Raw genomic sequence first — 26,100 nt, forward strand, 5'->3', positions numbered from 1 at the left:
CCGGCCCTCAGCTTCCCGCGCCCTGGGCGCTCGCGTTCCCGAAGTTCTGCGCGTCACGCTTGGTGTCGAACGGGAAGGTCGTCACCGCGTACGGCTCCTCCCCGATCGCGGCCAGCGCGTCCGGCGTCGAGCTACCGGCCTGCTTGGCCGCGATGAACTGGTCGTACTGCTCCGGGTCGACCACCCGCATCTCGAAGTTCATCATCGAGTGGTACGTGCCACACAGCTCGGCGCACCGGCCGACGTAGGCACCGTTCTGTTCGATGGTCACCTCGAACTGGTTACGGATGCTGCCCGGGAAGACGTCCCGCTTGAACAGCAGCTCCGGCACCCAGAACGAGTGGATCACGTCGGTGCTGGTCTCCTCGAACCGGATGGTCCGCTCCGACGGGACCACCAGCACCGGGATGATGTCGGAGGAACCGACCGTCGACGCCACCGTGTTGGCGTCCTCACCGACCCCGTCGCGGTAGTTGAACTGCCAGTTCCACTTGAACGCGACGACCTCGACGGTGACGTCCGGGTCCTCGCTGAGCCGGTCGACATCGGTCTGCACGACGGCCGTGTAGTAGAACAGCACCGAGACGACCAGGATCGGCGCGATGGTGTAGAGGAACTCCATCGGCATGTTGAACCGGGTCTGCACCGGCAACTGGTCGCCGCGCTTGCGGTACCGGATGATGCACCAGAAGATCAGACCCCAGACGAAGACGCCGACCGCGAGCGCCGCGATCACCGAGGCGATCCACAGGTCGTACATCCGGTGGGCCTGCGGGGTGATGCCCTGCGGCCAGCCGAAGCCGCCGAACGCCTCCCCGACGTCGCAGCCAGTGAGCAGGGTGAGCAGTGCCGCGCCGCCGAGACCGAGCCCAGCGGCCCGGAACCGGAGCTGTCGCCGACCGGGCGCGCGCCGTGCGTGCGTCGGCTGCCGGCCGACGGCCGACGGCTGCCCTGCTGAATCGCTTGCGACCACCTGGTCCTGCCTTCCTCGCGGTGCCACCGATGCCACCTGTAGCAACCGGATCGACCTGGCCACGCGTGACGACATCGGCGATCAAAGGCGTCACCGACGGTCGCAGATTACTCGACCCGACGGGTCACCATCGGCGTGGGGTCTGGTTTGTCACCCGCCACGACCACCGGCGGGCCAGCCCACGGCCGGTACCGTCGACGGCTGTGGACTATCTCGACGCCGCGACCGCCGCACCGCTGCACCCGGTCGCCCGGGAGGCACTGTCGGCGGCGTTGACCGACGGCTGGGCCGACCCGGCCAAGCTGTACACCCGGGCCCGCCGGGCCGGTCAGCTCCTCGACGCGGCCCGGGAGGTCACCGCCGACGTGCTGCGGGTCCGCACCGACGAGATCTCCTTCACACCCAGCGGTACGGTCGCTGCACACGCCGCCGTCCTCGGCGGTCTCGCCGGGCGGCGTCGGGTCGGGCGCAACCTGGTGCACTCGGCGATCGAGCATTCGGCGGTGCTGCACGCCGGGCAGCGGCACACCGCCGACGGCGGCGAGGCGGTGTCGGTGCCGGTGGACCGGCTCGGCCGGCTCGATATGGCCGCCTGGTCGGCGGCGGTGGCCCGGCCGGGTGTGGCGTTCGCCGCACTGATCAGCGCCAGCCACGAGGTGGGTACGGTCCAACCGGTCGCCGAGGCGGCCCGGGCCTGCGCCGCGCACGAGGTGCCGCTGTACGTCGACGCCGCCCAGTCGGTAGGTCGGATGCCGGTGCCGGACGGCTGGTCGGTGCTGACGGCCAGCGCTCACAAGTGGGGCGGGCTGCCGGGCGTCGGGGTACTGGTGGTCCGCAAGGGCACCCGGTGGGAGTCGCCCTACCCGGCCGACGAGCGGGAATTCGGCCGTACGCCCGGAGCGGTGAACCTGCCGGCGGTGGTCGCGTCGGCGGCGGCGCTGCGCGCGGCGGCCGCCGAGGCGCACGCGCAGGCCGCCCGGTTGTCGGCACTGGTGGACCGGATCCGCGCGACGGTGACCGCGACGGTGCCCGATGTGGAGGTGGTCGGCGACCCGACCGACCGGCTGCCGCACCTGGTCACCTTCTCCTGCCTGTACGTCGACGGTGAGGCGCTGCTGCACGCGCTGGACCGGCGCGGCTTCGCCGTCTCCTCCGGCTCGTCGTGTACGTCGTCCACGCTGCGCCCGTCACACGTCCTGGAAGCGATGGGGGTGCTGTCGCACGGCAACGTCCGGGTGTCGCTGCACCGGGACACCACCGACGCGGAGGTGGACCGGTTCCTGGCCGAGCTGCCGCAGGTGGTGGCCGACCTACGGGCCGAGGCCGGGGTGGTCGGCCTGTGACCGGCGACGACGCGGCACCGCAGCCCTCCGGCGGCGAGACGGCGCAGCCACCTGGTAGCGAGGTGGCGGAGACTCTCGACTGCCTGGGTCAGCGCTGCCCGCTGCCGGTGATCGCGCTGGCCCGGCGGCTGCCGCAGCTGCCGGTCGGGTCGGTGGTCCGGGTGCTGGCCGACGATCCGGCGGCCGCCCTGGACATCCCGGCCTGGTGCCGGATCCGGGGCCAGGAGTTCGTCGCCGCGTCGACCGTCGCCGACTCCCCCGCCTTCGACGTCCGCCGCACCAGCTGAGCTGTCCGCCGCACCCACTGCGCGAATGGTGGCGCCACCGATGTGAGGCTGAGATACCGAACCTGCTCGTTGATACGTATCTCAGCCTCACATCGGCGTGTCCTCGACAGCCGGTTGAGACACCTCTTCGAGATACACCTCAACCGCCCTCCGGCGGAGCGCACGTCGTGCCGGCTCGGCCAGGCCTGTTGGTCCACGGCACCAGGCCCAGCCGGATGCCGGCGTGCGAGGATGGCGGGCGTGAGCGTGCAGAACGGGTGGAGCAAGCTGCTGGAGTCCAACCCTGGGCACTCACAGTGGTACGTCGACCGGTTCCGGTCGCTGGCCCGCGACGGGGCCGACCTCGACGGTGAGGCGCGGCTGGTCGACGCGATGCTGCCCCGTACGGCACGGGTGCTGGACGCCGGCTGCGGACCCGGCCGGGTCGGCGCGGCGCTGGCCGCCGCCGGTCACGACGTCGTCGGCGTGGACCTGGACCCGGTACTGATCGACGCCGCCCGGCAGGACCACCCCGGCCCTCGGTGGCTGGTCGGCGACCTGGCCGAGCTGGACCTGCCCGCCCAGGGCATCACCGACGGCTTCGACGCGATCGTCAGCGCCGGCAACGTCATGACGTTCCTGGCGCCGGACACCCGCCAGGAGGTGCTGCGCCGGATGCGGCTGCACCTGCGCGACGGTGGCCGGATCGTGGTCGGGTTCGGCACCGACCGGGGCTACCCGGTCACCGACTTCCTGGCCGACATGCACGCCGCCGATCTGGTCGAGGACCTGCTGCTGGCCACCTGGGACCTGCGCCCGTACCGCGACGACTCCGATTTCCTGGTCGCGGTGCTGCGACCGGCCTGACCTCCGCGGTTCAGGTCAGCTGGCGACTGTCGGGCGGGTCGACCCACACCAGCCGTACGGGGTGGACCATCCCGTAGAGCCGCAGTGCTGCCTTGATGCCGCTGAACGGGTTGGGCAGGCCGCCGTTGGTCGGTACGACCACGGCTTCGTCGTCGAACGCCAGCCCCCAGCCGAGCACTCCACCGCCGGCCTCGGTCTCCGCACAGATGGCGAAGCGCGCCGGCAGCTCCCCGTGCAGGACTTCCAGCAGCCTGCGCTGCTCGTCATCCATCCCCGACGACCCTCGCTCCTCGTTCCCGCCCACTACACGGTCCGCCGAGACGGGGATCGGCAAACCCAAGCTCGGGCACATGGAAACCGGCCGCTACCAGCAGTTCCCGGACGACATCGCCAAGGTGCTGCGGACCTGCGGTGCCGACCAGCCGACGATCGAGCGGCTCACCTCGCTGGCCGGACGATCGGACGCCAAGACCTGGTGGGCTCCCTGGGCGAACGTCGTGCCCGACTGGTTCCGGACCTACGTAGGGTTGGAAGGGCTGGCCGACAGCGCGTTCGTCTTCGAGTCGATGGTGCTCCCCGGCCTGCTCCAGACCGAAGAGTACGCCCAGGCGCTCACCCTCGGCACCGGGTTCGTCCGGCCCGACCACGCTGAACGGTTCGTGTCCTTCCGTCAGGCCAGAGCCCGCCGGCTCACCGACGACGAGCCGTTGACGCTGCACGCGGTGATCGGCGAGGCGGCGCTGCGGCTACGGGTCAACGGCGACAAGACCAGGCGCGCGCAACTGCGGCACCTGGCCGACGCGGCATAGCGCTGGAGGCTGTCATGCCCACCCCCGACCTGACCACCGCCCGCTGGTTCACCAGCAGCCGCAGCGCCAACAATGGCGACTGCGTCGAGTGCGCCGTACTTCCGGACGCCGTCGCGATCCGCGACAGCAAGGACAGCACCGGACCAACGTTGCACTTCTCCGCCGACCAATGGACCACCTTCGTCACCCAGCTGACCGCGCGGCGGGTGAGCTGAGCAGAGACCAAGATCAGGTGAGCGCTGTGGACGTCTCAACCGCGAGGTGAGGTCCATGGCGCTCACCTGATCTTGGCTACCGACGCTGTCGTGGGTGCGCAAGCCGACGCTGTCGTGGGCGGGCCGGTCGGCGGTGCAGTCAGTCGGCAGGAGAGACGGTTGGTCAGGCCGGCAGGTAGGGGCGGACGTCGTCGGCGGCGGCGTCGCCGTACGAGTCGGCGAGCCGCTTGAGGAAGATGTCCGGCTTGACGGCGTACTCCTGCGGTCCGGTGGTCTCCAGCACCAGCGCGGCAAGCAGGCAGCCGACCTGCGCGGCGCGCTCCAGACCGAGGCCCCAGCCGAGGGCGGCGAAGAAGCCGGCACGGAAACCGTCGCCGACACCGGTCGGGTCGTCCGCGACCACGTCACGGGCCACCGGTACGTGGATCCGCTCGATGCCCCGGCCGGTGATCTCCACCCCGTCGGCACCGAGCGTGGTGACCCGTACCGTCACCAGGTCGAGCACCTGGTCGCCGGTGAGGCCGACCTTGCTCTCCAGCAGCGACCGCTCGTACTCGTTGGTCAGCAGATACTCCGCACCGTCGATGAGCTGGCGGACGTCCTCGCCGCTCATCCGGGCCAACTGCTGGGACGGGTCGGCGGCGAACCGGTAGCCCCGGTCGCGGCACTCAGCCGAGTGGCGGAGCATCGCCTCGGGGTCGTTGGCGCTGACCAGCACCAGTTCGAGGCCGCCCACCCGGGCGGCGACCGGTGCCAACTCGATGTTGCGGGCCTCGCTCATCGCACCGGCGTAGAACGACGCGATCTGGCACAGGTCGTCGTCGGTGGTGCAGACGAAGCGAGCCGTGTGCGCCAACTCGCTGACATGCACCGAGTCGCAGTCGACGCCATGGCGTTCCAGCCAGGAACGGTAGTCGGCGAAATCGGCTCCGACCGCGCCGAGCAGCACCGGACGCAGACCGAGCTGGGCCATCCCGAAGGCGATGTTCGCCGCCACCCCGCCCCGGCGGACGACCAGGTCGTCGACGAGGAACGACAGGGACACCTTGTCCAGCTGGTCCGCGATGAGCTGACCCGCGAACCGGCCGGGGAAGTGCATCAGATGGTCGGTGGCGATCGAGCCGGTGACGGCGATCTTCATGTCGGCCCTCGGGTGTCGGGGTGGGGAATCGTGCGCGGGCCAGCTTACCGGGGCGGGGGCCACCGTACCCCGCACCTGCCTCAACTATGCACGTTCAGCACACAACCGACCGACTGCCGCCCAGGGCCGGACTGACGTCTGCCCCGGACGGCACCGGAACGGACCGATCGGATCAGTGGAAGGAGTCGCCGCAGGCGCAGGAGTTCTGCGCGTTCGGGTTGTCGATGGTGAAACCCTGAGCGTCGATCCGGTCCGCAAAGTCGATCTTCGCGCCGGTCAGGTACGGGGCGCTCATCCGGTCCACCACGACCTCGACGCCGCCGAAGTCGTCGACGATGTCCCCGTCGAGCGACCGCTCGTCGAAGAACAGCTGGTACCGCAGGCCGGAGCAGCCGCCGGGCTGGACGGCGACCCGCAGCCGCAGGTCATCGCGGCCTTCCTGGTCGAGCAGTGCCTTGACCTTCTCGGCCGCCACGTCGGTGAGGACGACGGTGGTCGAGGCGGCGGTCTCGGCCGTTTCGGACTGCGCTGATGTGCTCACGTGAAGGTCTCCCCTGCGACGGTGCGAATTCGTCCGTATCAGGTAACGCTAACCGGCCGGGCGACGATTCCCAATCCGGGTGGCCACAATCCGTACGTGATCCGCCGCGCATCCCACCATCCGGAAGATCACCAGCGGAAGATCACCGGGAACTCACCGTTCCCCGGCCGCCGGCACGCCGTCAGCGGCTCCATTGGCCGGCCAGCCGGGCGGCGATCCCACGCAGCCCGTCCGCCGGCTGGGCCAGCGCCTGCGCCAGCCCACCGCCGGTCTCCCCGCCGAAGTGGTCGACCAGGGCGTACGCCTCGGTGACGCCGGCTGCGGCCGACTCCCGCCGACCGGTGGACACCTGGCCGGCAACCACCACGCAGGGCAGTCCCCGGTCCCGGGCCGCGCCGGCCACCCCGGCGACCACCTTGCCGCGCAGCGACTGGTGGTCGAACGACCCTTCACCGGTGATCACCAGGTCGGCGGCGTCCAGCGCGGCGGGCAGCCCGATCAACGCGGTGACGAGGTCGATGCCCGACTCGCACCGCCCGCCGAGGGCGAGCAGCGCGGCGCCGATGCCTCCGGCGGCGCCGGCCCCGGGCAGCGCGGCCAGCTCGGGCGGGCAGCCGGGCAGCTCCGCGACCAGGATGCCGGCGAACCGCTGCAGCGCGGCGTCGAGCAGCAGTACGTCGGCCCGGTCTGCGCCCTTCTGCGGCCCGTACACGTTGCTGGCCCCGTGCAGCCCGGTCAGCGGGTTGTCGACGTCGGTCGCGGCGACCAGCTCGACCCCGCGCAGCCGGGGTGCGCCGTCGAGGCGGTCGACCCCGGCGAGGGCCGCGCCGCCGTACGGCAGGGCGTAGCCGGCGGCGTCGAGCGGGGTGACCCCCAGCGCGGTGAGCATGCCGGCCCCGGCGTCGTTGGTGGCCGACCCGCCCAGCCCGACGACCACTCGACGGGCACCGTGTTCGACCGCCGCGACCAGCAGCAGCCCCAGGCCGTACGAGGTGGTGTGTTTCGGGTCACGTTCGGCCTCGGTGAGCAGGTGCAGGCCGCACGCCTGGGCGCTCTCCACGTACGCGGTCGGTCCGGCGGTCACGGTCGCCCCGGCCCCCGGGCCGTCGACCAGCAGGATCTCCCCGGGTACCGGTCGGCCGAGTGGGTCGACCGTCGGTACCGGGACCCGCCGGCCGGCGGTCGACTCGGCCAGCACCTCGAGGAATCCCGGACCGCCGTCGGACAACGGGCGCAGCACCAGCTCGTCGGTGGGCGCCCGGTCCCGCCACCCGGTGGCGACGGCGGCGGCCACCTCGGCGGCGGGCAGGGTGCCGGCGAACTTGTCCGGACAGATCAGGACCCGCATGGTCTGGCAGTGTGGCAGGCCACACTTGGGCTGGTCGCAGGCGGGCGGACCTGTGCGAGCATGGATCTCGTGACTTCGACGTGGGTTGAGCCTTCCAGCACCGCGACCGCTCTGTTGCTGCTCGGCCGGGGCAGCGACCCGGCCAGCGAGCGCGGCGTCGACTGCCCGGGCGAGCTCCCGGCACCCAGCGATCCGGATCTGGTCGCCCGGGCCACCGCCGCCAAGGCGGCGCTCGGCGACCGAGTCTTCGTGCTCGGTCACCACTACCAGCGCGACGAGGTCATCCAGTTCGCCGATGTCACCGGCGACTCGTTCAAGCTGGCCCGGGAGGCCGCCGCACGGCCGTCGGCCGAGTTCATCGTCTTCTGCGGTGTGCACTTCATGGCGGAGAGCGCCGACATCCTTACCGGCGACGCGCAGCGGGTGGTGCTGCCGGATCTGGCCGCCGGCTGTTCGATGGCGGACATGGCCGCCCTCGGCCAGGTGGAGACCGCCTGGGAGGCGCTGGCCGACGCGGGCGCGGCCGACTCGACTGTGCCGGTGACGTACATGAACTCGTCGGCGGACATCAAGGGCTTCGTCGGCCGCAACGGCGGGGTGGTCTGCACCTCGTCGAACGCCAAGCGCGCGTTGACCTGGGCGTTCGAGCGCGGTCAGCGGGTGCTGTTCCTGCCGGACCAGCATCTGGGCCGCAACACGGCGGTGCTGGAGATGGGGCTGGACGCCGACGACTGTGTGCTCTACGACCCGCACAAGCCCGGTGGTGGGCTGACCGCGCAGCAGTTGCGCGAGGCGAAGATGGTGCTCTGGCGGGGGCACTGCTCGGTGCACGGCCGGTTCACCCGCAGCAGCGTCGACGAGGTACGGATGCGGGTGCCCGGGGTCAACGTGCTGGTCCACCCGGAGTGCCGCTACGAGGTGGTCACCGCCGCCGACCAGATCGGCTCGACGGAGTACATCATCCGGACCATCGAGGCCGCCCCGGCCGGATCGGCGTGGGCCGTGGGCACGGAGCTGAATCTGGTCCGCCGGTTGGCGCTGGCCCACCCGGACAAGCAGGTCATGTTCCTGGACCGGACGGTCTGCTACTGCTCGACGATGAACCGGATCGACCTGCCGCACCTGGTGTGGGCGTTGGAAGAGCTGGTCGCCGGCCGGGTGCCGAACCAGATCACGGTCGAGCCGCGTACGGCGCACTTCGCGCGGGTCGCGTTGGACCAGATGCTGGCACTGCCCTGATCGGACAGGCTCCCTGATCGGATAGCGGACACCGCATCACCGGATCACCCAACGTAATCTAGCTCCTACGTATACGTGCCGTCGTTCCCGAATTCGTGCCAATCGCAGCCGCTGCGGGATCCCACTTTCATCACAGAGCGCTATGCTGCCTCAGGCGACGAACGGGCAGCGCGGATCTTCGATGCTCCCCGGTGACAGCCGGTAGCCGGATGTCACCCGAGGTCCACCGACCGCCGGCTCCGTACGCGGGTCGTCCGGTTTCACCCACCGCCGGTCGGGACATGTTGATCCCATCTCGCCGGGCCAGCTCCACCCCACAAGACGGCAGCATCGACGCGCTGGAGGTTTCCTTGACCGACGACGTCCTGATCGTGCACGGCGGCACTCCCCTGCACGGGCAGATCCGGGTCCGAGGCGCCAAGAATCTCGTCTCCAAGGCGATGGTGGCCGCCCTGCTCGGCGACGAGCCGAGCAGGTTGTACGACGTACCGCGGATCCGCGACGTCGAGATCGTCCGGGGCCTGCTCGAACTGCACGGAGTCAAGGTCAGCGACGGCGTTGAGGACGGCGAGCTGGTGCTCGATCCGGCCAATGTGGAAAGCGCCTCGTTCGACCAGATCAACGTGCACGCCGGCTCCAGCCGGATCCCGATCCTGTTCTGCGGCCCGCTGCTGCACCGGCTCGGTCACGCGTTCATCCCGGACCTCGGCGGTTGCCACATCGGCCCCCGGCCGATCGACTTCCACATGCAGGCGCTGCGCGAGTTCGGCGCGGTCGTCGAGAAGACCCCGCAAGGGCTGCACCTGACCGCGCCCAACGGTCTGCACGGCACCAAGTTCGAGCTGCCGTACCCGAGCGTCGGCGCCACCGAGCAGGTACTGCTGACCGCAGTACTCGCCGACGGGGTGACCGAGCTGCGCAACGCCGCGGTCGAGCCGGAGATCGTCGACCTGATCTGTGTCATGCAGAAGATGGGCGCGATCATCAAGGTGCACACCGACCGGGTGATCGAGATCCACGGCGTCCCCCGGCTCGGCGGCTACTCGCACCGGCCGATCCCGGACCGGATCGAGGCGGCCAGCTGGGCGGCGGCGGCGCTGGCCACCGGCGGCGACGTCAACGTGCTCGGCGCGCAGCAGGCCGACATGATGACCTTCCTGAACGTGTTCCGGTCGGTCGGTGGCGCGTACCAGGTCACCGACGCCCGCCCACCGCGCGTCGGCAGCGCCGGCCAAGAAGGGGGCATCCGGTTCTGGCACCCGGGTAACGAACTGCGCGCGGTGGCCCTGGAGACCGACGTGCACCCGGGCTTCATGACCGACTGGCAGCAGCCGTTGGTCGTCGCGTTGACCCAGGCCCGTGGGCTGTCGATCGTCCACGAGACGGTGTACGAGCAGCGGCTGGGCTACACCGAGGCGCTCAACACGATGGGCGCGACGATCCAGGTCTACCGGGAGTGCCTGGGCGGGACCCCGTGCCGCTTCGGTCGGCGCAACTTCAAGCACTCGGCGGTGATCGCCGGGCCCAGCAAGCTGCACGCCGCCGACCTGGTCATCCCGGATCTGCGGGCCGGGTTCAGCCACCTGATCGCGGCGCTCGCCGCCGAGGGCACCTCCCGGGTGTACGGCGTCGACCTGATCAACCGCGGCTACGAGGACTTCGAGGCCAAGCTGGCCGATCTCGGCGCCCACGTGGAACGCCCCTGATCCGAACGCGTCCAGTCGCCGACCCGACGCGTCCTCGCCCGGGTCTGACGTACCCGTGCCCGGTTCGTGCCCTCGCGGAGCGGACCGGGCCGGGGCGTCCGGTGTCGTCGTTCGCCGGCCGGTGAACGACGACCGGGTGCGAGGTGCGGGTAACGCACCTGGTTGGCTACCCTTCACGCGTGCCGTCGCTGTTTCGCCGCAAGTCCGCCGATGTCGTGGAAGCCGACCTGCCGGAGGACGATGTTCCCCCGTCGCAGGACGAGGCCGGGTCCGCCCGTGCCCGCAGCCACACGCCGAGCAAGAAGGAACTCGGTGTGGTCACCCCGAAGCGGCCGGGTGCCGGCCGCCGACCGGCGGGCAGCACCAAGCCGCTGACCAAGCAGGAGGCCCGCGAGCAGCGGCGGGCCAGGCGGGCGGCGATCTCGGAGGAGTTCCGCCGCGAGGGCGGGCCGCGCGACCGTGCTCCGGAGCGCGGGCTCGCCCGCGACGTGGTGGATTCCCGGCGTACGGTCGGCACCTGGTTCTTCGGTGGCGCGCTGCTCGTCCTGATCGGGTCCGGCCCGACGATGCCACCGGCGGTGCAGCTGGCGTCGAACCTGCTCTGGGTGACGCTGGCCGTTCTGGTGGTCGTCGACTCGGTGTTGATCTCCCGCCGGATCCGCAAACTGGTGCGGGAACGGTTCCCCAAGTCGGACCAGCGGATGGGCGGCCTGTACTTCTACGCCATCATGCGCGCGATGACGTTCCGCCGGATGCGCACCCCGATCCCCCGGGTGGAGCTCGGCGACAGAATCTGACCTGCCCGGCAGGCGCTGGACGGGCTACGGCACCCGAGAGTCGGAGCACCTCGGCGGGGCGGAAAAGACACTGTTTCGATTCAGTACGGGCGGTTCGGTGGCGTCGACCGAGCCCGCGCGGCTACCCTCCATCCGCAACCACGCCGCCACTGGGCCGGGGGGACCCGATCGGGTTGCCACGGTCGCTCAGCGAGTATTCGACGAGGTGACACGCCGTGAGCGAGCCACACGGACCGCTGACACGGTTCTCGCCTGCCCGGCGGGCCGCCCGTAACGACACCTGCGGCGAGGTGCCGGCGTGACCGAGGGGTACTTCGACCGCCGTTGGCAATCTTGGCAGTGGGAGGACGACGGCGCACCGGACCGTTCGGCCGACGGACATCGCGACGTCAGCTGGGACGACGACGACCGGTGGGAAGCGATGCGCCGGGCGCGGGACCATCGGCCGCAGGAACCGGGCTGGGTCACCGATCCGACCAACGAATGGGTGCCGCTGCCGGGCCAGCGGTACCCCGGCGACAACGGCGCGGGTCGGTCAGCCCAGCGGGAACCGACCAGCCGCGGTGTCAGCCGTGGGCGGGCCAACGTCTACCAGTCCGGTTCCGGAACTGGGCGGGCACCTGTCGGCGACCGGACAGACCAGCCCTCGGCCCGCAGGCCGCAGTTTGACGCCGACCGGGCCCGGCGGGACGGTCACCGCGAGGCACCACGCCCGAACGAACCTGCGTCGGAAGCCGCCGGGGCCGCCGGCTGGTTCGCCGAGGGCGGCCAGCAACAGCCGTCCCACACCGATGGGACCGGCCGTCGGCAGCATCCCGACGACGTGTTCCACCAACGCCGCCGGCATCCGGACGCTGTCTTCCATGAGCGCCCGCACCCACCGGAGCGACGCCGTGGTGGTCCACCCGTCGATCGGGACCGGCCCCAGTGGCAACCGGCTGAGCCGTTCGACCGGGACCGGCCGCAGCCTCGTGACCAACGGCCCCCGGTGCGGCCGGACGGTCCGGTGTCCCGGTGGGATCCGCACCACCGGGCAGGCCCACCGGACGGCCCTCGCCGGGACGGACAGCAGCCCTCGGACGCCGACCCGCGCCGCACACCGCAGCGCTGGCATGCGCCACCACCGGCGGCACCCGCGCCCCCGCCGCCGCTGGCACAGACTGCACAGCCGGCACCGGCACCGGATCGCCGGGTGACCGGCCGGCCGCCCGCCCGGCAGCCGGGACCGGATGAGGTGTACCGGGTCAAGCCCGCCGCCCAGGCACCCCCGCCGACGCCCACTCCGACGCTGGCACCTACGTCTCCGCCGGCACCGCCCCGGCCAGCCGATCCGGTCGCCCCGTCCCGTCCCACAGCGCCCCCGGAGCGTCCGACGCGACCGATCCCTGGCGCGGTCCCGCCACCGCCGGGTCGGATGCCCACGGCAGGGGCGGGCCCCGACGGCCGCATCCACCGACCGGATCCGGGTCAGACCGGCGAGCAACTGCCGATCCCGGTCTCCGCCCCGGCCGGGCCGCCCCCGGAGTTCCGGGTACAGACGCCGACCGGCGAGCACCCGCAGATCCGGCCGGTTCCCCGCGGGGAGGATGCCGCCGAACCGGAGTTCGTGGTGCGGGCCAAGGCCGAGCCGCGGCACGCCCCGCCGCCGTACATCGTGCGCCCGCAGCCGGACCAGCCAGCACCGCCGCGACCGGTACAGGTCTCCCCGGCGGTACCCGTGGCTGAGCCGCCGACGGTCTCTCCCACCGCCGCACCGTCCGGTCAGGTCCCGTCGGAGGCCCCGGTCCCGGCCGAGGCCCCGGTCCTGTCGGACGTCCCGGCACCACCAGCCAACGCGTTGCCCCGGCCGGACACAGCGCCCGCTGCGGAAACCTCCGCTGCCGCGGACGGCGACGGCGACGGCGACGGCGACGGCGGACCGTCTCAGCTGCCCGACCAACTCGATATCGACCCGGCTGGCACCGAGCCGGCGGCCACCGAGCCGGCAGCCGGACTCACCGACGATCCGATCGGTACCGCCCCGGACGACAACGATGGCGGGTCCGGCTCCGGCCCTGCCGGGCCGCCGGCCAGTCCGGACACCGTCCTACCGGTCACCGGGACCGCCGCCGGTTCGGCCACGGCGCTCGGCGCACCCACCATGCTGGCCCCGCTCGTACAGCCGGACCAGCCGGCCGACGAACCCGACCCGGCGCCGGATCCCGAGACCGCACCGGACGAGACCGAGCCCCAGCTCAGCGACCCCGAACAGATGCTGTCGTCGTACCACTGGCGTTTCCACCACGAGACGCTGCGTGAGCTGGTGGACAATCCCGACGAGTTCCGGGCCATCCGGGACCGGCTCACCGAGAAGATCGAACCGGCGACCGACAACGCCACCCGGGCCCGGCTGTTGAGTCTGCGGGCGGTCGTCTCCCGGATCCTCGGCGACCTCGGCAAGGCACTGGCCGACGCCAAACTGGCCCTGGCGCACGCCGAGGCGACCGGGGAGCTACGCCGGGTCGCGATCGCCCAGGCGCGGCTGGCGCACGTGCTGCAGTGGCGGGGTGACTTCGCCGAGGCGGACCGGTTGTTCGAGGAGGCCAACTCGGCCGAGCTACCGGACCGGCTCCGGGCCACGATGCACGAACATGCCGGCCGGTCCTGCTACGACCAGGGCCGCTACATGGAGGCGTGCAACCACTTCGAACGTGCGCTTGAGCTGCGCAAGGTCGAGGATCCGGACCTGATCGCGCGTACCGAACTGGCGCTGGACGCGGTGTTCGCCAAGGTCGCCGAGAACGGTTGGGGGCCGTACCCCCGGGACCGGGAGGAGATCCTGCGGCTGCACCGTCCGCCGCGACCGACCTTCAACGACCGGGCCCAGCAATGGGGGTACGCGGGGGTCGACGGCGAGCTGGTGATCGCTCCCGGCTACGCCGACGTCCAGCCGTTCCACGAGGGGGTGGCCTGGGTCCGCCGGCCGGAGGCCAAGTGGTGGGAGCTGATCGACGAGTCGGGGACAACGGTGATCGCGCCGACCGCCGGCTACATCGGGGTCGGCTCGTTCTCCGACGGACTCGCCTGGGTCACCGCCGACGGCACCGGCAGCTGGATCGCCATCGACCGGAACAACACCGTGGTGATCGGGACCGGCTTCGAGGACGTACGCCCGTTCCGGCGCGGCGTCGCGGTGGTCCGGCGCGGGGGCTGGGGCGCGGTCGACAAGACCGGCCGGATGCTGCTCCCGCCCCGGTTCGGCGGCTTCCCGACCGCACTCACCGACGGCCGCTACATCGACGGCTTCACCGACGAGGGTTTGGCGATCATCGACTCGGGTGGGCGCAAGGGCGTGGTCGACCGGTCCGGACGGATGGTCGTACCACCGGTGCATCCGGCGATGGCGATCCATCCGGTGGCGTTCCTCGTCGCGGCCCCCGACGGACACTGGGGGGCGTTGGACCGGCGCGGGGAACCGCTGATCGACCCGGTGCTGCCCAGCCGCGCGGATGTGATGGACGAGATCGACCGGCTGCTGGCCGACACCAAACCGCTGCTGTGACGCGGCGGTACTCGGCACCCGTACCGGACAACTGGTCCGTCGGCACCATCGCGAGATCGATTTACCGCTGTACGCAAGCTCATGCCGAACGCCCCGGCGGGCCGACGGCCGACTAGGGTTGAGGCATGGAATTCCGACACCTAGGCCGCTCCGGCATGCTCGTCAGCGAGATCTCCTACGGAAACTGGATCACCCACGGATCGCAGGTGGAGGAAGAGGCAGCCAACGCCTGCGTACGCGCCGCGCTGGACGTCGGCATCACCACCTTCGACACCGCCGACACGTACGCCGGCACCCGGGCCGAGGAGGTGCTCGGCCGGGCGCTGCGTGGCGAACGCCGGGAAGGGCTGGAGATCCTGACCAAGGTCTTCTGGCCGACCGGCGAGGGGCGCAACGACCGGGGACTGTCCCGCAAGCACATCATGGAGTCGATCAACGGCTCGCTGCGCCGGCTGCAGACCGACTACGTCGACCTTTACCAGGCGCACCGGTTCGACTACGCCACGCCGTTGGAGGAGACGATGGAGGCCTTCGCCGACATCGTGCATTCCGGCAAGGCCCACTACATCGGGGTCTCGGAGTGGAACGCCGCACAGATCCGCCAGGGCCACGCCCTGGCCCGTGAGCTGAAGATCCCGCTGGTGTCCAACCAGCCGCAGTACTCGATGCTGTGGCGGGTCATCGAGGCCGAGGTGATTCCGGCCAGCGAGGAACTCGGCGTCGGGCAGATCGTCTTCTCGCCGCTGGGTCAGGGTGTGCTCACCGGCAAGTACCAGCCTGGTCAGCCACCGCCGGCCGGCTCGCGGGCCACCGACCAGTCCGGGGGCGCGACGTTCATCGCCCGGTTCATGACCGACCAGACGCTAAGCACCGTGGCGCAGCTCAAGCCACTGGCCGAGCAGGCCGGCCTGTCGATGGCCCAGCTGGCCCTCGCCTGGGTGCTGCAGAACCCCAACGTTTCGTCGGCCATCATCGGTGCCACCCGGCCCGAACAGGTGCGCGACAACGTCAAGGCCAGCGGGGTCCAGCTGGACGGTGGTCTGATGAAGGCCATCGACGAGATCCTGGAGCCGATCGTCGAGCGGGACCCGGGCCGGACCGTCAGCCCGGCCAGTCGGCCGTAGCCGGCGCCGTGCCAGGTCATGCCGCTGCGGCACACCGCAGCGGCATGACACACCGGCCGACGCGTTCGGCCCGGCACGGGTACCCCGCCGCCGGACCAGGCAGCCGTCAAGACCAGAACCGGATCAGCGCCAGACCGTAGCTGTAGAGCGGGGCGGGCAGCCCGAGCAGGTCGCCGAGCCGGAACACGGCCTGGAAGAACGCGCCGCCGATCTGGTCGTCCCACAGCAACGCGAACAGGCCGATGAAGCCGAACGGCGCGAGCACCTGGTAACCGCGCTGCCAGGCCGGCGGCAGCCACGGCTGGATCATGTTGCCGCCGTCCAGTCCGGGGACCGGCAGCAGGTTGAGCACACTGGCGGTCAACTGCAGGAAGCTCAGCAGGGCGATGCCCGCCCAGAACTCCTGTCGGCCGCCCGGATCCACGCCGACGAGGAACGGCACCGTGAGTGCCACGGCCAGGGATACGTTGACCGCCGGACCGGCGAGGCTGACCAGGGTGTGCCGGAGCCGGCCCGGAATCCGGTGCCGGTCCACCCAGACCGCGCCCCCGGGCAGGCCGATCCCGCCGAGCAGGACCACCAGCACCGGCAGCGCGACGGACAGCAGCGGATGGGTGTACCTGAACGGGTTGAGCGTCAGGTAGCCCCGGTGCGCCACGCTGCGGTCACCGAACCGGTAGGCGACCAGCGCGTGCGCGTACTCGTGCAAGCAGAGTGAGACCAGCCAGCCGCTGACCACCAGCACGAAGACGGCCAACCGGGCGTACCGCTCACTTGACCAGGCGAGTGCGCCGCTGCCGGCCACCAGGGCGACCAGGACGAGGAAGACCGGGCTGGGCCGCCGGCTCGTCGGCGGCCGACCGGCCAGCGGGCCACCCGACGGCCCGTCGGACGGCTCCGGCCGCATCTCACTTGCCTGCCGGCAGCAGACTCATCCGGTACTCGGTGCGGTCGTCCTCCAGCAGCTCGACCGAGGCGACGCCCGCCGCGGCCAACTCCCGCCAGGCCTGGCCGATCCAGGACTCGGCGTCGGCCTGGGTGCCGAACGTCTCGGTCGGCCCCTGCGCGGGCTGACCTTCCGCGTCCACGTACCGCCAACTCCATGGCATATCGCTGCTCCCGTTAGCTTTCAGTGCGCTTGAACCCAGTGCGCTTCTACCCTCGGCGATGGATGCCCGCAAGCCTAGCCGCGACCGGTGACATCCGACCGCACCGGAGCACCGCCGGCACCGCCCCGGCAGGTCACGGCCGGCCGGGCCCGCCGTAAGGTACGGGCATGTCCGTTGGCGGGTGGCAGTCCATTCTCGTGCTCGGTGGAATCCGGTCCGGCAAGTCCGACTACGCCGAGTCCCTGGTCACCGGGGATCCGGTGGTGCGTTACGTGGCGACGGGAGCGGCGGATCCGTCCGACGCCGAATGGCTCGCCCGGATCGAGGAGCACCGGGCACGCCGGCCGACCGACTGGCACACCGACGAGGCCACCGGGGATCCCGGCCGGTTGATCGAGGCGATCTCGTCGGCCCGCGCGGAGGAGACGCTGCTCGTCGACGACGTGGGCGGCTGGGTCGCCGCGCTGCTCGATCCGTCTCGGCAACCGGCCGACGACCGGGCCGCCATCGCTGAGCTCGCCGCCGCGGTGCGGTCCTGTCCCGCCCGGTTGGTGCTGGTCAGCCCGGAGGTGGGGCTGGCGCTGGTGCCGTCCACACCGGTCGGCCGGGCGTTCGCGGATGCGCTCGGCCTGACCAACCAACTGCTGGCCGAGGTGGCCGACGCGGTGGTGCTGGTCGTGGCCGGACAGCCGGTGCAGCTGAAGTCGACCGGGCTGGCCGCGACCGGGCCGACCGAGCAGGCCAGGCCGGAGCAGACCGAGCAGGTTAGGCCGGCGAGCGGCCCGGAGCAGGCCGGCCCGGAGCTGGCGGCGGCCGCTGGTTCCGGCACGGCGGCGCAGATCACCCCCGGGATGACCCTGCCGATGCCGGCGGAGCGGACCCGGACCGCCGGCGTCGCCCGGCTGGGCCGGCTGGACCTGCCCGGCGCCGGGTTCGGCGCGCTCGAAAACGTCATCGGGTTCGCCGCCGGTACGCAGGACGCGGTCAGCCCGCGACCGTGGGACCCGGTCCAGGTGGTGCTGATCCACGGCGACCACGAAGGTGGAGTCGCCGCCGGCGACAGCCCGCAGGACTCCGCGCGCCGGGCCGACCAGGCCCGCGCCGGCCACGGGGCGCTGGCGCGGCTGGCCGCCACCGCCGGTGCGGTCGTCGACGTCGTCGCCGCCCCCGTCGCCGCCCCGATCGAACACCGATCGGCGCTCACCCCCGACGAGGTGGACAGCGCGTTGGCGACCGGGTGGGAGGTGGCGCAGCGGGCCGGCCGGGCCGGCGTGGCGGCGATCGTCATCGCCGCCTGCGGCGCGGGCGGTGCCGCCGCAGCGGCCGCCGTCGTCGCGGCGACCACCGGCGCGGAGCCGGCGGCGCTGCTCGGCCGGGTGCCGGCGGCGGACGGAAAGGTCGACGACGCCGCGTGGATGTCACGGTGCGCCGCGGTACGTGACGCGCTGCACCGCACCCGGCGCGGCACCCGTGGTGCCCGGGAGGTGCTGGCGGAGTACGCCGGCGGGGACGTCGCGGTGGCCGCCGGGGTGCTGCTCGGTGCGACCGCCAACCGGATCCCGGTGCTGTTGGACGGCCCGGTCGGGGTGGCCGCCGCGCTGGTCAGCCGGGATCTCGCCGGCCAGGCCCGGCACTGGTGCCTGCTGCCCGACCATGGTCGGCAGCCGACCGTGCGGCACGCGGCGGACGTACTCGGCCTGACCCCGCTGCTGGACCTGCGGCTCGACCTGGGTGAGGGCACCACCGCGCTGGCCGCGTTGCCGCTGCTGCGTTCGGCGCTCGCCCTGGCCGACACGCTCGACGAGCACCCGACGTTCGCCGAACCGGAGCCGGCCGGCCCCGGTCCGGCCGCTGCCGACCCGGTGCGGTGACCGGCGCGCGGCCCACCGGTGCGGTGCACACCGTCTCCGCCGGCGTCCGGCTCGCCGTCACCACCTTCACCGTGTTTCCGCTGCGGCCCGGCGCGGTGCACCGGGCGGCGGCGGCCGTGGCGATGTCGGTCGCCCCGGTGGTCGGCCTCGGGCTGGGCGTGCTCCTCGCAATGGCCCTGCTCGCGCTCTCGGCCGCCGGCACCCCGGCGCTGGTCGCCGCAGCGCTCGTGACGGGCCTGGCCGCAGCGTCGACCCGGGGGCTGCACCTGGATGGACTGGCCGACACCGTCGACGCGCTCGGCTCACACCGGCCCGCCGACGGCGCGCTGGCGGTGATGCGCCGGCCGGACATCGGTCCGTTCGGCGTGGTTGCCCTGGTCGTCGTGCTGCTGGCACAGACGGCGTCGCTCGGGTCGCTACCGGCCGGCCGGTCGTGGCCGGCGGTCCTGGCGACGGTCGCCGCCGCAGTCGCGGCAGGCCGGCTCGCGGTCACCTGGGCCTGCCGCCAGGCCGTGCCGGCCGCCCGACCGGACGGGCTCGGCGCGCTGGTGGCCGGCACCCAGCGGTGGCCGGCGGTGGCGGCCGGCACGGTCCTGGTCGCCGCCGTGGCGGTCGCCGCCGTACCCGACCGCCCCTGGCAGGGGCCGCTGGTCGTGCTGGGCGCGGTGCTGTTGTGGCTGACCTGGCTGCACCATCTGGTCCGCCGGTTCGGCGGAATCACCGGTGACGTGCTGGGCGCCGGGGTCGAATTCACCACCGCCGCCGTCTACCTGGGCCTGGTGACCGTACGGTGACCTGGTGCCCGACGCCGCGATGACCTGGTGACCGTGCCGGCCGGCCTCGCCCCGACCAGCCGCACCCCGGCCAGCCGGCGGCGGGCCACGGCGATCGGCAACCTCGGCCGCCACGGGCCCGGTGCCGGGTAGCGTTCACCTCGCCAGCGACGCACGACCCGGGGAGCAGGGAGCACCTATGGCCGCCAGTTCGGACGACCTGCTGCTGCCGGTGCCGGTGCCGGAGTCGCTGGCCGCCACCTACCTGGTCCCGGTGGTACCGCCGGACGCGGCCGTACCGGAGGCGCTGGACGCGGTGGACCGGCTCGGTGACCGGCTGTCCCGGCCGGTACGTGACCTGACCCGGCAGATGCTCGGCAGCCCGCTGATGACCGTGCAGACCCGCCCGGTCGACCGGCTGCCGGAGCTGCCGCCGGATCTGCTTGCCGCGTTCGGGGCCACCGGCGGTCAGCTGGCCCGACTCCGCACCGCACAGCGTTGTGTCGTGGTCCAGGCCAGCTACCGGCCGGGTTGGCCGCCGGCGCACGAGTGGGCCGCGCGGGCGGTCGGCGCGGCGCTGGCCGACGCGCTCGACGTCGACCTGATCGACCTGTTCGGGCTGCAGTTCCTCGACCCGGCCGGCGCGTTGCGGTCGCTGCCCGACGCCGACGGACGGATCCGCCTGGTCGACTGGGTCCTGGTGCCCTACTCCCCCGACGACGACGGGCTCTGGTTCACCACAAAAGGGCTACGTCGGTTCGGGCTGCTGGAGCTGCAGGCGCAGCAGGTGCCGCCGAGATTCGTCCGGGCCTGGGGGGCGATCATGACCGGGACCGCCCGACGGCTGCTGCGGATCTGGACCGAGGCGTTGGCTGAACCGGAGCCGCCGGCCTTCGTCCAGCTGCCGGTGAACCTGCCGGTGTCCGGCCACGACATCGCCGTCGCGTACGGCAACCAGGACCGGCACGATTCGGCGGGTTCTGCGCTCCTGCGGATCGTGCTGGACCCGTCGACCGATCCGGAGGCCGACTCCTTCCTCACCCTCCGTCCGCCGCCGCAGGTGGCCGACAGCGACGCCGGGGACTATTTCACCCAGGTCTGCGGCGAGCTCTTCGGCGCCGGGCAGCCGGAGATCCACTACGCTCGACAGAGCGACGCGATGGCGCAGGCGATCACCACCGCCCGCCGGTCGCTGGGCGAGGTCCGGGCCCGGTTCCTCGCCCGCGCGCTCGGCGGTCAACTGCTGGTCAAGTACGGTCTCACCGCGCCGGACGGCCACGAGTACGTGTGGGCCAGCGTCACCGGCTGGCCGCATCCCGGCCGGATTCACGCGGCCAGCACGGTCGACGCGGTCTGCGACCCGACCGTACGGGTCGGCAGCCCGGTCGAGGTGGACGCCGCGGACGTGGTCGACTGGGCGCTGATCAGCGGGGACCGGATGGTGGAGGGTGGTTGGACCGAATCGGTGCTCGATCAGGGCGACCGGGGCCCGACCGGGCGCTGAGCCGGGACGCAGGCAGCGCAGCTGGCAGTCAACGCACCGACGACGGCACGAACGGCGGAGTCACCACCCGCATCGGCGTGTGCCGGCCGCGCACGTCGACCTGCACCTCGACACCGTCGGTCGGCACCGCGGCGGTGTCCAGCAGAGCCAGGCCGACACCTGTCTTGCGGGTCGGCGAGAAGGTACCGCTGGTCACCGCACCGACCTGCGCTCCGTCGAGCAGCACGGCCATGCCGGGTCGCGGGATGGCCCGCTGCACGGACTGCAGACCGCGCAGCAGCCGGGCCGGCCCGGCTGCTTTTTCCGCCAGCAGTGTGGTCCGACCCCAGAAGTCCGGTTTGCGCCAGCCGACCGCCCAGCCGAGCCGGGCCTGCACCGGGGTGACCGCCACCGTCAGGTCCTGACCGTGCAGCGCGTACCCCATCTCGGTGCGCAGCGTGTCCCGCGCGCCCAGCCCGCAGGCCCGCGCGGCGACCGGTGTCTCGGCGGCCAGCAGCAGGTCCCACACCCGGCCCGCCGCCTCGGCCGGCACCACCAGTTCGTAGCCGTGCTCGCCGGTGTACCCGGTGCGGCAGACGACCAGGTCGGTGCCGGCCAGCCGACCGGCGGCGAAGCTCATGTACGGATGCCCGGTGGGCAGCCCCAGTCCGGCGAGGAGTCCGGCCGAGGCAGGTCCCTGCACCGCCAGTACGGCGTGCCCGGTGTGCTCGTCGGTCACCGTGACCCCGCCCGGCGCCGCCGCCCGCAGCCGGCCGACCACCTCGCCGGTGTTGGCCGCGTTGGGCACCAGGAACACGTGGTCGTCGGCGTACCGGTAGGCGATGATGTCGTCGACGACGCCGCCGGTGGCGTCGTCGCAGCAGAGCGTGTACTGGGCCGAGCCGGCGGTGATCCGGTCCAGGTCGTTGCTGAGACAGGAGTTGACGAACGCCGCCGCGCCGGGTCCGGTGACCCGGGCCTTGCCGAGGTGCGACACGTCGAACACGCCGACGGTGTCACGCACCGACTCGTGCTCGCGCAGCACGCCGCCGCCGGCGTACTCCAGCGGCATCTGCCAGCCACCGAAGGCCGCGAACTTCGCGCCGAGCGCGACGTGCCGGTCGTGCAGCGGGGATCTGCGCGGCGCGCCGTCCCCGGTCATGGTCACCTCGGTCATGGGAGGCAACTTACCGGCGGACCCGCAGGTGGCTAGCATCGGCGGGGCACCACCCCGTCCGGCGGAGCAAGTTGCGCCGGAGACCAACCCGCCGGTCGCCCACAAGGCAACCGGCCCAGCTGCCGGAGACGCCGAGTGACATCAACCACCACAACCCTGGACCTGGTCGACACCGACCCCGCTGAGCTGGCCGTGGACGCGCTGGTGATCGGCGTACACAGTCAGGACCAGCCAGACGCAGACCAGGCGGCGGACGGCGCGCCGGGCACGACGCCCGCCCTGTTACTGGCGACCGGGGCGGAGAGCATCGCGGTCGCGTTCGAGGGTCGACTGACCGAGGCCCTCAGTCTGCTCGGCGCCACCGGCGCCACTGGCGAAGTGATCAAGCTGGCCACGCTCGGTACGGTCGGGCCGCCGCTGCTGGTCGCGGTCGGGCTGGGTCCGGAGCCGACCGGCGCGGCGCCCGCCCCGGAGACCCTGCGCCGAGCGACCGGCGCGGCGATACGGGCACTCGCCGGCACTTCGCGGGTCGCCGTGGCGTTGCCGGTCCCGGATGACGCGGACGGACCGGCGGCACTGCGCGCGGTCGCCGAGGGCGCGCTGCTCGGTAGCTACCGGTTCGCCGGCTACAAGACCCAGCCGCAGCCGGGCCGACGGGCACCGGTCGCCTCGATCGCCCTGCACGTCACCGACGCCGCCGACCCCGCGGTGCAGGCCGAGGTGGCCCGGGCGGAGGCGGTCGCCGCGGCGGTGATCGCCTGCCGGGACTGGGTGAACACCCCGCCGAACGAGCTGCGGCCGCCGGCGTTCGCCGATTCGGTACGGGACGCGGCGGTCGCCGCCGGGCTGACCGTGCAGGTGCTGGACGAGCAGGCGCTGGTCGACGGGGGCTACGGCGGGATCCTCGCCGTGGGCGGCGGCTCGGCCGCCCCGCCCCGGCTGGTGATCGTCTCCTATACCCCGCCGGAGGCGGCCCCGGACGCCCCACGGGTCGCGCTGGTCGGCAAGGGCATCACCTTCGACACCGGCGGCGTGTCGATCAAGCCGGCGCAGGGCATGTGGGAGATGAAGTCGGACATGGCCGGTGCGGCCGCCGTCGGGGCGGCGATGCTGGCGATCGCGGCGCTGCGGCCGTCGGTGCCGGTCACCGCGTACCTGCCGATGGCGGAGAACATGCCGTCGGGTACGGCGTACCGGCCCGGCGATGTGGTGACCATGTTCGACGGCAAGCGGGTGGAGGTGCTCAACACCGACGCCGAGGGCCGGATGGTGCTCGCCGACGCGATGGCCCGGGCCTGCGCGGACGGCTGCGACTACCTGCTGGAGACTTCGACGCTGACCGGCGGTCAGGTGGTCGCGCTGGGCAAACGGATGGCCGGGGTGATGGGCAGCGACGAGCTGTGCGCCCGGGTGCGGGCCGGCGGGGACGCGGTGGGTGAGCCTGCCTGGCCGATGCCGCTGCCCGACGACGTCCGCAAGGGCATGGAGTCGGAGGTGGCGGACATCTGCCAGGTGAACTCGGCGATGGACCGGGCCGGCCACATGCTGCAGGGCGGGGTGTTCCTCCGCGAGTTCGTCAGCGAGGGGGTCGCCTGGGCGCACCTCGACGTCGCCGGCCCGGCCTACCACTCCGGCGAGCCGTTCGGCTACTGGAGCAAGGGCGGCACCGGCGTACCGGTGCGCACGCTGGTGCACCTGGTGCAGGACATCGCGGCCAACGGCTGACCCGTCACAGCCCGACGTGGGTCGGGTGCCGGCCGGCACCCGACCCACGCGGGGACGTCAGCCCCGGTCGGCCCGGTCGGCCCGCTTGCGCCGTTCGTTGAAGTCCCGCATCCGCTGCGGGTAGCCGACCAGCGCCACGTCGTATATCGGGATGGCCATCTTGTGCGCGAAGCGACGGGCGGTGTCCGGGCCGTCGACCCGACGACGGGTCCACTCACCGTCGTACGCGATGAGCATCACCGTCGTCTCGGTAACCGTGGTCCGGGGCTCGATGAACGCCTCGACCCCGCGGCGGCTGCGGACGAACTCCTCGAGATGGTCGAGATCGGCCCGATTCGCCGGCCGTCCTCCCGGTGCCCCGCTCGACTGCTTGCGCCGACGAAACCACGCCACCGGCGTTCCCCTCCCCCAGCTGACAAGACCGCGCAGGTGCCGTCTGGGCGGCCTGGTGCGGTCGGGCCGGCCCGGCTGTCCAACGCCCGCGCGCATAGACGGACAGGGCAAGCCTACGTTGCGACCACGTGTCCTTGGGCACCTCGTTGAGCGTTCAGACACTACAAGTGACAAGATGACCGGGGAAAGTCTGCCCGTTCCATGGGACGACGCAGGGGACGGCCCTCCTGTGCAGCGACGTGACCTGGGAGTGAACTGTGAGTGAGCCGAACGGCGGGACCTTCGACCTGGTCATCCTCGGCGGCGGTAGTGGAGGCTATGCGGCTGCCCTGCGCGCCGTACAACTCGATCTGTCGGTAGCCCTGATCGAAAAGGACAAGGTCGGTGGCACCTGCCTGCACCGTGGCTGCATCCCCACCAAGGCGTTGCTGCACGCCGCCGAAGTGGCCGACAACGCGCGCGAGTCCGAGCAGTTCGGCGTCAAGGCGGACCTGGTCGGCATCGACATGGCCGGAGTGAACAGTTACAAGGACGGCGTGGTCGGCCGGCTGTACAAGGGCCTGCAGGGCATGATCAAGTCTTCGAAGATCACCTACGTGGCCGGCACCGGCCGGCTGGTCGGCCCGGACACCGTCGAGGTCGACGGGGCCCGTTACACCGGCCGCAACGTGATCCTGGCCACCGGGTCCTACTCGCGCAGCCTGCCCGGCATCGAGGTCGACGGCGAGCGGATTCTGACCAGCGAGCACGCGCTGGAGCTGGACCGGGTGCCATCGTCGGCGATCGTGCTCGGCGGCGGGGTGATCGGTGTAGAGTTCGCCAGCGTCTGGCGCTCCTTCGGCGTCGACGTGACCATCGTCGAGGCGCTGCCCCGGCTGGTCGCCGCCGAGGACGAGGAGTCGTCCAAGGCGCTGGAGCGGGCGTTCCGCAAGCGCGGCATCGGGTTCAAGACCGGCAAGCCGTTCGAGAAGGTCGAACGCACCGACTCGGGCGTCCGGATGACGATCGCCGGCGGCGAGACCCTGGAGGCCGAGCTGCTGCTGGTCGCCGTCGGGCGCGGGCCGGTGACCGCCGACCTCGGGTACGAGGAGCAGGGTCTGAAGATGGACCGTGGCTTCGTGCTGACCGACGAGCGGCTGCGGACCAATCTGCCGAACGTCTACGCCGTGGGCGACATCGTGCCTGGCCTGCAGCTGGCCCACCGCGGTTTCCAGCAGGGCATCTTCGTCGCCGAGGAGATCGCCGGCCGCAACCCTGCGGTGATCGACGAGAGCGGCATCCCCCGGGTCACCTACTCGGACCCTGAGCTCGCCTCGGTCGGGCTGACCGAGGCGAAGGCCAAGGAGCAGTACGGGGCCGACAAGGTCAAGACCTACAACTACAACCTCGGCGGAAACGGCAAGAGCCAGATCCTCAAGACCACCGGCTTCGTCAAGCTTGTCCGGGTCGTCGACGGCCCGGTCGTGGGACTGCACCTGGTCGGTGCCCGGGTCGGCGAGCTGATCGGCGAGGCGCAGTTGATCTACAACTGGGAGGCCGACCCGGCCGACGTCGCACCACTCGTACACGCTCACCCGACCCAGGGCGAGGCGCTGGGCGAGGCCCACCTGGCCCTGGCCGGCAAGCCGCTGCACGCACACGCCTGACTAGAGGAGTCTT

Annotated in this window: 25 protein-coding genes; 16 read left to right on the forward strand and 9 right to left on the reverse strand. The window is 72.2% G+C overall.

Features of this window, described 5'->3' with window-relative positions:
• Window positions 1-7 precede the first annotated feature (7 nt).
• On the reverse strand, window positions 8-847 hold the full coding sequence (coxB, locus tag O7621_RS25490; RefSeq protein WP_281555641.1) for a cytochrome c oxidase subunit II: 840 nt from the start codon (window positions 845-847) through the stop codon (window positions 8-10).
• 155 nt (window positions 848-1,002) lie between these two features.
• Between coxB and O7621_RS25495 the strand changes: the two genes are divergently transcribed.
• The 3 genes from O7621_RS25495 to O7621_RS25505 all read left to right on the forward strand — a co-directional run bounded on the left by O7621_RS25495 (window position 1,003) and on the right by O7621_RS25505 (window position 3,449).
• Window positions 1,003-2,316: an aminotransferase class V-fold PLP-dependent enzyme gene (locus O7621_RS25495; RefSeq protein ID WP_282231577.1), complete on the forward strand. Its 1,314-nt coding sequence runs from the start codon at window positions 1,003-1,005 to the stop codon at window positions 2,314-2,316.
• A 62-nt stretch (window positions 2,317-2,378) separates the two neighbouring features.
• Entirely contained in the window at window positions 2,379-2,603 is a 225-nt protein-coding gene (locus O7621_RS25500) for a sulfurtransferase TusA family protein (RefSeq protein WP_282234728.1), read from the forward strand.
• Between the two features lie 240 nt (window positions 2,604-2,843).
• A complete protein-coding gene (locus O7621_RS25505; RefSeq protein ID WP_282231578.1) occupies window positions 2,844-3,449 on the forward strand; it encodes a class I SAM-dependent methyltransferase in 606 nt (201 codons plus the stop codon).
• Between the two features lie 10 nt (window positions 3,450-3,459).
• Here the strand turns inward: O7621_RS25505 and O7621_RS25510 are convergent, their stop codons facing one another.
• Entirely contained in the window at window positions 3,460-3,720 is a 261-nt protein-coding gene (locus O7621_RS25510; protein ID WP_282231579.1) for a hypothetical protein, read from the reverse strand.
• Between the two features lie 79 nt (window positions 3,721-3,799).
• On the opposite strand from O7621_RS25510, the gene O7621_RS25515 reads away from it, so the two are divergent.
• Both O7621_RS25515 and O7621_RS25520 read left to right on the forward strand, forming a co-directional pair.
• Window positions 3,800-4,258, forward strand: coding sequence for a DUF5753 domain-containing protein (locus O7621_RS25515; RefSeq protein ID WP_282231580.1), 459 nt, complete (start codon window positions 3,800-3,802; stop codon window positions 4,256-4,258).
• Window positions 4,259-4,272: 14 nt separating this feature from the next.
• Complete coding sequence (locus O7621_RS25520) at window positions 4,273-4,473, forward strand: DUF397 domain-containing protein (RefSeq protein WP_282231581.1); 201 nt, start codon at window positions 4,273-4,275, stop codon at window positions 4,471-4,473.
• Between the two features lie 163 nt (window positions 4,474-4,636).
• On the opposite strand, the gene O7621_RS25525 is transcribed toward O7621_RS25520, so the two are convergent.
• The 3 genes from O7621_RS25525 to O7621_RS25535 form a co-directional block, all read right to left on the reverse strand.
• Window positions 4,637-5,614, reverse strand: a complete 978-nt coding sequence (locus tag O7621_RS25525; protein WP_282231582.1) for a carbohydrate kinase family protein — start codon at window positions 5,612-5,614, stop codon at window positions 4,637-4,639.
• Between the two features lie 172 nt (window positions 5,615-5,786).
• Window positions 5,787-6,155 carry an iron-sulfur cluster insertion protein ErpA gene (gene erpA / locus O7621_RS25530; RefSeq protein ID WP_278170370.1) on the reverse strand — a complete coding sequence of 123 codons (369 nt, stop codon included), beginning with the start codon at window positions 6,153-6,155 and terminating at the stop codon, window positions 5,787-5,789.
• Between the two features lie 181 nt (window positions 6,156-6,336).
• Window positions 6,337-7,503: a glycerate kinase gene (locus O7621_RS25535; protein ID WP_282231583.1), complete on the reverse strand. Its 1,167-nt coding sequence runs from the start codon at window positions 7,501-7,503 to the stop codon at window positions 6,337-6,339.
• A 69-nt stretch (window positions 7,504-7,572) separates the two neighbouring features.
• Here O7621_RS25535 and nadA point away from each other — a divergent pair, with 69 nt between their 5' ends.
• From nadA to O7621_RS25565, 6 genes are all read left to right on the forward strand, one after another.
• A complete protein-coding gene (gene nadA, locus O7621_RS25540; protein WP_281550760.1) occupies window positions 7,573-8,742 on the forward strand; it encodes a quinolinate synthase NadA in 1,170 nt (389 codons plus the stop codon).
• A 350-nt stretch (window positions 8,743-9,092) separates the two neighbouring features.
• A complete protein-coding gene (gene murA, locus O7621_RS25545; protein WP_348650145.1) occupies window positions 9,093-10,448 on the forward strand; it encodes a UDP-N-acetylglucosamine 1-carboxyvinyltransferase in 1,356 nt (451 codons plus the stop codon).
• A gap of 179 nt (window positions 10,449-10,627) precedes the next feature.
• A complete protein-coding gene (locus O7621_RS25550) occupies window positions 10,628-11,245 on the forward strand; it encodes a DUF3043 domain-containing protein (protein WP_282231584.1) in 618 nt (205 codons plus the stop codon).
• Window positions 11,246-12,108: 863 nt separating this feature from the next.
• Window positions 12,109-12,441 (forward strand): hypothetical protein, encoded by a 333-nt coding sequence (locus O7621_RS25555; RefSeq protein WP_282231585.1) that lies wholly within the window; start codon window positions 12,109-12,111, stop codon window positions 12,439-12,441.
• 218 nt (window positions 12,442-12,659) lie between these two features.
• On the forward strand, window positions 12,660-14,786 hold the full coding sequence (locus O7621_RS25560; protein ID WP_282231586.1) for a WG repeat-containing protein: 2,127 nt from the start codon (window positions 12,660-12,662) through the stop codon (window positions 14,784-14,786).
• A gap of 125 nt (window positions 14,787-14,911) precedes the next feature.
• On the forward strand, window positions 14,912-15,910 hold the full coding sequence (locus O7621_RS25565) for an aldo/keto reductase family protein (protein ID WP_282231587.1): 999 nt from the start codon (window positions 14,912-14,914) through the stop codon (window positions 15,908-15,910).
• Window positions 15,911-16,016: 106 nt separating this feature from the next.
• Here the strand turns inward: O7621_RS25565 and O7621_RS25570 are convergent, their stop codons facing one another.
• Together O7621_RS25570 and O7621_RS25575 are read right to left on the reverse strand one after the other, a co-directional pair.
• Complete coding sequence (locus tag O7621_RS25570; RefSeq protein WP_282231588.1) at window positions 16,017-16,817, reverse strand: site-2 protease family protein; 801 nt, start codon at window positions 16,815-16,817, stop codon at window positions 16,017-16,019.
• Window position 16,818: 1 nt separating this feature from the next.
• Complete coding sequence (locus O7621_RS25575; RefSeq protein WP_123602758.1) at window positions 16,819-17,019, reverse strand: hypothetical protein; 201 nt, start codon at window positions 17,017-17,019, stop codon at window positions 16,819-16,821.
• 167 nt (window positions 17,020-17,186) lie between these two features.
• On the opposite strand from O7621_RS25575, the gene O7621_RS25580 reads away from it, so the two are divergent.
• The 3 genes from O7621_RS25580 (at window position 17,187) to O7621_RS25590 (ending at window position 21,167) form a co-directional block, all read left to right on the forward strand.
• A complete protein-coding gene (locus O7621_RS25580) occupies window positions 17,187-18,890 on the forward strand; it encodes a bifunctional adenosylcobinamide kinase/adenosylcobinamide-phosphate guanylyltransferase (protein WP_282231589.1) in 1,704 nt (567 codons plus the stop codon).
• Complete coding sequence (locus O7621_RS25585) at window positions 18,887-19,684, forward strand: adenosylcobinamide-GDP ribazoletransferase (RefSeq protein ID WP_282231590.1); 798 nt, start codon at window positions 18,887-18,889, stop codon at window positions 19,682-19,684. The genes O7621_RS25580 and O7621_RS25585 overlap by 4 nt, the downstream gene beginning before the upstream one ends.
• Before the next feature lie 178 nt (window positions 19,685-19,862).
• Window positions 19,863-21,167: a DUF2314 domain-containing protein gene (locus O7621_RS25590; protein ID WP_282231591.1), complete on the forward strand. Its 1,305-nt coding sequence runs from the start codon at window positions 19,863-19,865 to the stop codon at window positions 21,165-21,167.
• Between the two features lie 28 nt (window positions 21,168-21,195).
• On the opposite strand, the gene gcvT is transcribed toward O7621_RS25590, so the two are convergent.
• Window positions 21,196-22,323, reverse strand: a complete 1,128-nt coding sequence (gene gcvT / locus O7621_RS25595; RefSeq protein ID WP_282231592.1) for a glycine cleavage system aminomethyltransferase GcvT — start codon at window positions 22,321-22,323, stop codon at window positions 21,196-21,198.
• A 135-nt stretch (window positions 22,324-22,458) separates the two neighbouring features.
• On the opposite strand from gcvT, the gene O7621_RS25600 reads away from it, so the two are divergent.
• Window positions 22,459-24,048 (forward strand): leucyl aminopeptidase, encoded by a 1,590-nt coding sequence (locus tag O7621_RS25600; RefSeq protein ID WP_282231593.1) that lies wholly within the window; start codon window positions 22,459-22,461, stop codon window positions 24,046-24,048.
• Window positions 24,049-24,105: 57 nt separating this feature from the next.
• On the opposite strand, the gene O7621_RS25605 is transcribed toward O7621_RS25600, so the two are convergent.
• Window positions 24,106-24,441, reverse strand: a complete 336-nt coding sequence (locus tag O7621_RS25605; RefSeq protein ID WP_278170383.1) for a hypothetical protein — start codon at window positions 24,439-24,441, stop codon at window positions 24,106-24,108.
• A gap of 257 nt (window positions 24,442-24,698) precedes the next feature.
• On the opposite strand from O7621_RS25605, the gene lpdA reads away from it, so the two are divergent.
• Window positions 24,699-26,087, forward strand: coding sequence for a dihydrolipoyl dehydrogenase (gene lpdA / locus O7621_RS25610; protein ID WP_282231594.1), 1,389 nt, complete (start codon window positions 24,699-24,701; stop codon window positions 26,085-26,087).
• The last annotated feature ends 13 nt before the right edge of the window (window positions 26,088-26,100 follow it).

Source organism: Solwaraspora sp. WMMD937, from assembly GCF_029581175.1.
Classification (GTDB): domain Bacteria; phylum Actinomycetota; class Actinomycetes; order Mycobacteriales; family Micromonosporaceae; genus Micromonospora_E.